Raw genomic sequence first — 2,350 nt, 5'->3', positions numbered from 1 at the left:
GATCATTTAAATCTTTCTTTATCTAAGACAGTGGTAATAAATAATGCATTATATTTATTAAGCTGTTTGCTATACCCTAAGGTATTCGAAGTAGTATGTATCGCATCAACAGGCATATAAAATTGATAACCATTACTTCCTTCACCTTGACAAACAAATGCAATACAATTTCCTTTTGACATTAATGTTGATTCTGATACAATATTTTGCATCACACCATGATTTTCTTTTTTAGCACCTATAGCACCTATATAAAAGGCTTCAGTCCCTTCTTCGAATTCAGTAGAATTACTACATTTCCCTTTCACAAAATTAAACAAATCCTTTAAGTTATATTCTCTTCATTCACTTATATTTAATTTTAACTTATTAGTTGCTTTAGATAAATGTGCAGTATTTTCTATTGTTTGTAAAGAAATAGATTCTTTATTTTGTTTTTCTTTAAGTCATTTTATATAGTTTTCCATAAAATCTCAATCAGGCGTTCCGTCTTGTTTTGCTGGAAGTTTTATAAATGTATTATCTATCTTTCTGTTTTTTGCTTTTCTGCCATATGAATATTTAAATTGTTCTTTTCTTAAGATTGTAGCAAGAAATAAACCTATATTTTCAGATAATTTATCTAAAAGAAATATTTCGACATCACTTGAAAATGCTTTTTTATAATTTCCATGAACAAAAGAATCAAAATTTCTTCCATTTGTAGAAATTGTTAAACATCTTCTTATTTCAATACTTTTTTCTGCAACATCAACAAAATCACTAACACCACAATTAAATTGAGTTGAACTTATAAAAGCAACTTTTCCTTCATCTTCAGGAATTTTTGATATTTTTTTAATTTTAGGTTTTTGTAGAATTTTAATTTCTTTTATTTTAAATCATTTCCATTCATTTATATTTAATTCCATTATTTAATATCCTCCTTAATTTTAAAACTAACGAATTCCCTTATTGTTTTTACAAAATCTTCTTCTTTTAAACTGGAATAATCAGTTTTCATATATGCTTCTGCAAGTCATTCATCATTATAATCAACATTTTCCAATACTGAAAACCCATCAATTTCTTGATCATTTTTATAAGCATCTAATCATTTCTTTTTTATTAATGTCCAGTCTTTTTTCTCAATTCTTCCCATATTCTTTTTCTTAATAAATCCGTCATCTTTATAGTATCCAAAAAAAGTAGCTATTTTCGGATTATGTTTTTTGTTTAGTTCAAAAACCATTATACATGATGATGCAGATGCCCCAGGATGAAAAATATCATTAGGTAAACTAAAAACTGCTTTAAGTGTATGTTTTTCTAACATTTTTTTCTTATATTCTTTAATAGTATTTCCAGAACCTATAGCTGCTTGTAAAGGTAAGATAGTAGCAAGTAATGCAGCTTTTGTTTTAATATGCTCTGCAACAAAATTAACAAAATATAAACCTTTTGTTGCATCCATACCATTATTTTTTTGAACAGGGCATTCTTTTGGCATTCTTTTTCCGTTAAACGGAGGGTTCATAAGAATATGTGTTATATTCATTTGCTGTATTTCTTTTCCTAGATTAAAACAACTATCAAGGACAATATTAGATTTTCCATCTTTATGAATCAACATATTTGTAGAAGCCAACCCAAATGCTTTTTCCTCTATTTCAATTCCGTGTAATTGGTTTTGTTTTATATAATCTCTTTTTGTTGGATCTTTAACATTTTTTAGCATTTTAACCATTGCTTGAACCAAAAATGAACCAGAACCACAAGTAGGATCTAAAACGATAGAATTTTCATCTATCCCTATTACTTCAGCCATAAAGTCGGTGATATGTGATGGTGTAAAAGCTTGATTCTTATCCTCTTTTTGTACATATTTATTAAATGTAGTAAAAAATAAATTTAATAAATCTTCGCCTGTATTTGTATTTTCATTTATAAAAGGTATAATACCATCATTTACTTTATTCAAAACATTTTGCAAGTGTTGAAAATCTAAACTTGTTAAGTCTTGTTCATCTAATATTTTGGATAAAATATTAATCTTCTCTGTCTTATTTTTATTATCTTTTAATTTTTGTTCTATTATCTCTTTAAAATATCTCAGAAGAATTTCAGTATTATTAGACCTTTTAATTTCACTTTCTAAATCAAAATTTTCTGAATTTAGCGCCATTAAAGCGGACCCGATAAATTGTGCTCTTATACTCTCTTTAATATTATATTTATGCATTAAATCATTTAATTCGATTGTGTTTTTAATTATTTCGTTTTTATTATTCTTTTTCTTTGAAAAATCACTAATATATAAACAAGGACATAAAAATTAACAGAAAATTAACATTGTATCATCTCTGCATAT

The 2,350-nt window shown here is 26.0% G+C and carries 2 protein-coding genes; both read right to left on the bottom strand.

Annotated features, from left to right (window positions below):
* A partial coding sequence (locus ACXYRO_RS04145) for a restriction endonuclease subunit S (protein ID WP_458614404.1) occupies positions 1-911 on the bottom strand: 911 nt, incomplete at its 3' end.
* Positions 911-2,221 (bottom strand): HsdM family class I SAM-dependent methyltransferase, encoded by a 1,311-nt coding sequence (locus tag ACXYRO_RS04140; RefSeq protein WP_458614403.1) that lies wholly within the window; start codon positions 2,219-2,221, stop codon positions 911-913. The genes ACXYRO_RS04145 and ACXYRO_RS04140, both read right to left, overlap by 1 nt.
* Positions 2,222-2,350: the final 129 nt, after the last annotated feature.

The organism is Mycoplasma sp. 4013 (genome assembly GCF_054353875.1).
This window is presented reverse-complemented; position numbering and strand designations above follow the sequence as displayed.